4 protein-coding genes and 2 pseudogenes are annotated in these 4,002 nt (G+C 62.1%); 4 read left to right on the forward strand and 2 right to left on the reverse strand.

The annotated features are described in order from the left end of the window. Positions 1-489 (forward strand): ribonuclease H family protein (locus BG35_RS12145; protein WP_025782319.1); only part of this gene is annotated, 489 nt, incomplete at its 5' end. Here BG35_RS12145 and BG35_RS0107340 read toward each other — a convergent pair. Further along, positions 389-961: a DUF1997 domain-containing protein gene (locus tag BG35_RS0107340; RefSeq protein ID WP_051506206.1), complete on the reverse strand. Its 573-nt coding sequence runs from the start codon at positions 959-961 to the stop codon at positions 389-391. The genes BG35_RS12145 and BG35_RS0107340 overlap by 101 nt on opposite strands. Before the next feature lie 52 nt (positions 962-1,013). On the opposite strand from BG35_RS0107340, the pseudogene BG35_RS13965 reads away from it, so the two are divergent. The 3 genes and pseudogenes from BG35_RS13965 to BG35_RS12460 form a co-directional block, all read left to right on the forward strand. After that, a pseudogene (locus tag BG35_RS13965) lies at positions 1,014-1,196 on the forward strand (hypothetical protein); the annotation flags it as partial. Positions 1,197-1,270: 74 nt separating this feature from the next. Next, on the forward strand, positions 1,271-1,954 hold the full coding sequence (locus BG35_RS10870; RefSeq protein ID WP_308417027.1) for a prephenate dehydratase: 684 nt from the start codon (positions 1,271-1,273) through the stop codon (positions 1,952-1,954). A 110-nt stretch (positions 1,955-2,064) separates the two neighbouring features. Then, positions 2,065-2,881: pseudogene (locus tag BG35_RS12460) on the forward strand (IS630 family transposase). 133 nt (positions 2,882-3,014) lie between these two features. On the opposite strand, the gene BG35_RS13115 reads toward BG35_RS12460, so the two are convergent. Next, positions 3,015-4,002 (reverse strand): hypothetical protein (locus BG35_RS13115; RefSeq protein ID WP_025782323.1); only part of this gene is annotated, 988 nt, incomplete at its 5' end.

Consider the following 4,002-nt stretch of genomic DNA (forward strand, 5'->3'; position numbering starts at 1 on the left):
CTCCTGCCTGTCATTCGTCGCCTGGCCGTGGATCTGGGCCTGGGGCAGGCCTCGGTCCGGGAAATTCATCAGCGGGGGATACGGGCTGCGACGGAGTTGGCCATGGTGCGGGCCCTGCAGCGGCTGGCCAAGGCGCCGAAGCTGGTGTTGGTGGACGGCAACCTGAGGTTGCGGCCCTGGCCCAACCCTCAGCAGACAGTGGTGCGCGGGGACCAACGTTGCCTGACCATTGCCTGTGCCAGCATCGTGGCCAAGGAGGCCAGGGACGGCTTACTCCTCCGACTGGATCAGCGTTTCCCCGGCTATGGTCTGGCCAGCCATAAGGGTTATGGAACGCCGCAGCATCGAGCGGCGCTGGAGCGCCTGGGTCCCACGCCCCTGCACCGCCTCAACTTTCTGGGGAAGATTCCGGGAACGGTGGAGACAGCGGCGGCGCCACCCCATGGCCCCGGCGCCAGGCCTGGAAGTCCTGCACAAACTCCCGGCTGATTCTGGCCTTGATTCTGCTCAAGACACTGGTCAACACACGGTTGCCGGCGCCCTCCAGAACGGTTTGGGGAATCAGCCGCAGCAGCGCCGGACGGCTTGCCTGCACAGCCAGGGATGCGTCTCCTTCCAACTGGTCGCCCCGGGCCTCCAACCAGGAATCCAACTGGAGTTGAAAGTCGTTGGCAGCCAGCACCGTGCTATCGAGGCGGCACTGATAGGAGCGAATGACCAACCGGTGTGGCAGGACCGTAGTGCGCAGGTCAACGACGGGTTGCACCTGCAACTGAAACACCTTGAACCGGGGGAGCGTATAGCGATAGTGGGCCGGCCGTAGAACCTGAAGCGCGTCGGATCCCAGCAGGATCCTGACCACCCGCTCCTCTTGTTTCAGGTAGGCGCCCAGGATCTCCGAAGACCCTGGTACGGCCAGACCCAGCTTTTGTCGGGCCGAGAAGGCCAATTTCATGGCCATGGCGCCACTGTTGATGGGATCCTAACGAATTGAGATTCCACCCCACCCACTCTTGTCCGTCCCCTCCATCGCTTTCCTGGGTCCCGCCGGCACCTATGCCGAGACGGCCTGCCGCCAACTGGCCCAGGCCCAAGGCATGCAGCGCTACACTCCCCGTCCCGGCCTGTCCATCCAGCATGTGTTGCGCCAACTCGGAGCGGACCATGGGGGAGACGGCACTGTGGCGGCCGCTGTGGTGCCCGTGGAGAATTCCGTGCAAGGCGGCGTGACCGCCACGCTGGACACCCTCTGGAGTTTGAGCGCTCCCTGTTGTCCTCCGGACTCCCCAATCCCTATGGCCCCCAGGGTCTGGAAATTGTGCGGGGCCTGGTGCTGCCCATCCGCCATGCCCTGCTGGGGAATGGCCGCATGGAAGACATCAGCGAGGTCATCTCCCACCCCCAGGCCCTGGGTCAGTGCGGCGCCTGGCTGAGCAGGCGCCTGGCCCAGGCTCTGCAGTTGCCCGCCCCGTCCACCGCGGAAGCTGCGCGGATGGTGAAGGGGAGTCGCTTCCGTGGGGCCATTGCCTCGCTGGATGCCGCCAGGGAGCAGGGCCTTAACGTTCTGGCCTATCCCATCAACGACGAACCCAACAACTGCACCCGCTTTCTGTTGGTGCGGCCGGTGGCGGCAACACTGTGCTCCAGCACCCCCTCCGCCCCCCCGGATCACGGCGTGATTACCAGCCTTTGCCTTGCTCTGCGGCAACGGGACCGCCCCGGGGCGTTGGTGGAGGCGTTACAGGTGTTCCATGAGCAGTCCCTGAACATGTCTCGCATTGAATCCCGCCCTGCCAAGACCGACTTGGGGAAATACGTGTTTTTCATTGACGTTGAGGGGCACTACCAAGCCGAGCCTTTCCAGAGGGCTTTGCAAAACCTGTATCCCATCTGTGAACAATTGCTGAATTTCGGCAGCTATCCAGTGGTGACTGTGGCGCCGGAAGAAATCTAACCCCAGTTCTGGATAAGGGAACCAGGAAAAACCATGGTTTCCCCACCTTCGTCATTCCCGCAAAAGCGGGAATCCATGAAGCTCAGTGAGGAAGAGAGGAATTGCAGAGCATGACCCGCTCCCTCAAACTGCCGCCCGCCTTGGTGCGGTGCGCCCAACTCATTCTGGCCTGTGGTAAGGGAGAGCCCCAGGTGGAGATTGCCAAGCGACTGGGGGTGAGCAAGATGACGGTGAGCAAATGGCGCCAGCGCTTTCACCACCCTGGCTGATCACACAGGTATCTCCAAGTCCACCGTGCATCGGTGGTTTCAGTTGTTACCTGGGGCCCATCGCCACCGGCATTTCAAGATTTCCAATGACTCCTTCTTTGTGGATAAGGTGCATGACATTAATCCAGGCACTGGAGAGGACCCAACCCATGCCACCCTTGGGACTGGGTATGTGGAAGGTGTGACCCATGATTATGTTCGTAACGGCGCCACAACCTTGTTTGCTGCCCTGGATGTAGCGACCGGCAAGGTGCTGGCCCAGTGCAAGCATCGGCGCCGCCACCGGGAGTTTGTCTCCTTCCTCCAACACGTTGGAAGGAATGTACCCAATAACTTGGATATTCATCTGATTATTGATAACTACTGTACCCATAAACACGCCAAGGTGAAGGAGTAGCTGATGCAGCGGCCCAGGTTCCATGTGCATTTCACCCCCACCTACGCCTCATGGATCAATCAAGTGGAAGGCTGATTTGTCATCATTACCCAGAAAGCCATTCGACGCGGTTCTTTCCATAACGTGGGAGAACTCACCGGCAAAGTCAATGACTTTGTGGAGCACGACAACGCTCAGGCCAGCCCTTTTATGTGGGTAGCTACTGCCGAATCCATCCTGGCCAAGATCCAGCGTCTTTGTAAAGGGGGCGTACATACTTAAGGAGAAGCTGCGCAACTGCTGATCCACTGCCGCCAGAACCATGTGGAGGGAATTGGCGCCAATATCAATGGCTGCAACCCGCACCTCCTGGGAAGCCGAAGGATTGGAGATTTGTAGCGCAACCCTTGACCCCTCAGAAGAGGAGGGAGAAGTCAAGTTTGAGGGAATGCTCCACGGGGGTATCTGCGGTGGTGTTTTCTTCCCGTTCTCCTTGGAGGGAGAGTTGCCAGGGTTCTATCTGGCTGTGCTGGGAGTAGGGCGCCAGGGACCAGCGGAGGGAGGTGGTGCTGGTGGTGGGGGAGAGTGCCACTGCCACCCCTGGCGTCATGGTGAGGCGGTCGTTGGCAGCGGGGAAGCCGTAGGCGAACTCCGCCTCGAACTGCTGCCCGTCACCGGCGGATGCGCCAACTCCCTCCAGGACAGTGGGATCAAGGAGGGCATCCATATCGGCTGCGGCGTCGCCCACGGTGTGACCCAGGGCGAGGGATGGTCCGCGATTGGATGGATCGGGATTCCAGGAGAAGGAGAAGGCGAGACCCTGCTGGCGGAACTCCTCTTCCATATGAGTCACCAGGGAGCGGCCCTTCACCTCGGCGGTGATGCCCCGCTGGGGATCGTTCCATGCCAGAGCGGCGCCCACCTCCAGGCCGAAGCCGCTTTCCGCATCACCCCCATCGTGACGGATACCCGCCTCCATGGAGGGGAGGAGGGCGGCGCCGTTGGCCAGGGGAACAGGGCGTGTGGCTTCTAGGCCGAGGCGCAGGCGGGAGACGCTGCCCTCTCTGGAGGGGAGATCGTCCACTTCCTCGGAGGTGGTCGTGACGGTGAGCAGGTCGGTGGTGGTGGTGAGGCTCAGCCCCGCGTCGCCGCCGTCGATGAGCAGGCCGTCCATGCCCACTGCGCCCATGGTCATGGTGGCCGCGGGCTGGTATTCCCTCCTGCTGCCGTCGTCCGGTGTGACGGAGAGCGTACCCCAGCCGTACCCGGCCACGGCCCAGATGCCCAGCCGTGGGGTGAGGGCATAGCGGCCGTAGGGGAACAGGCCGGTGAGGCGGGCGGTGACGGCTGCATCGTTACCGTCCGCCCCCTCGTAGCCGCCGTTACCCCAGGAATGGGAGAGT

The sequence above is a fragment of the Candidatus Synechococcus spongiarum SH4 genome, assembly GCF_000586015.1.
GTDB classification, from domain to species: Bacteria; Cyanobacteriota; Cyanobacteriia; order PCC-6307; family Cyanobiaceae; genus Synechococcus_B; species Synechococcus_B spongiarum_F.

Bases quoted from the DNA above. Each gene is read 5' to 3' on its own strand.
- BG35_RS0107340 (WP_051506206.1), bottom strand. From the start codon at position 961: ATGGCCATGAAATTGGCCTTCTCGGCCCGACAAAAGCTGGGTCTGGCC.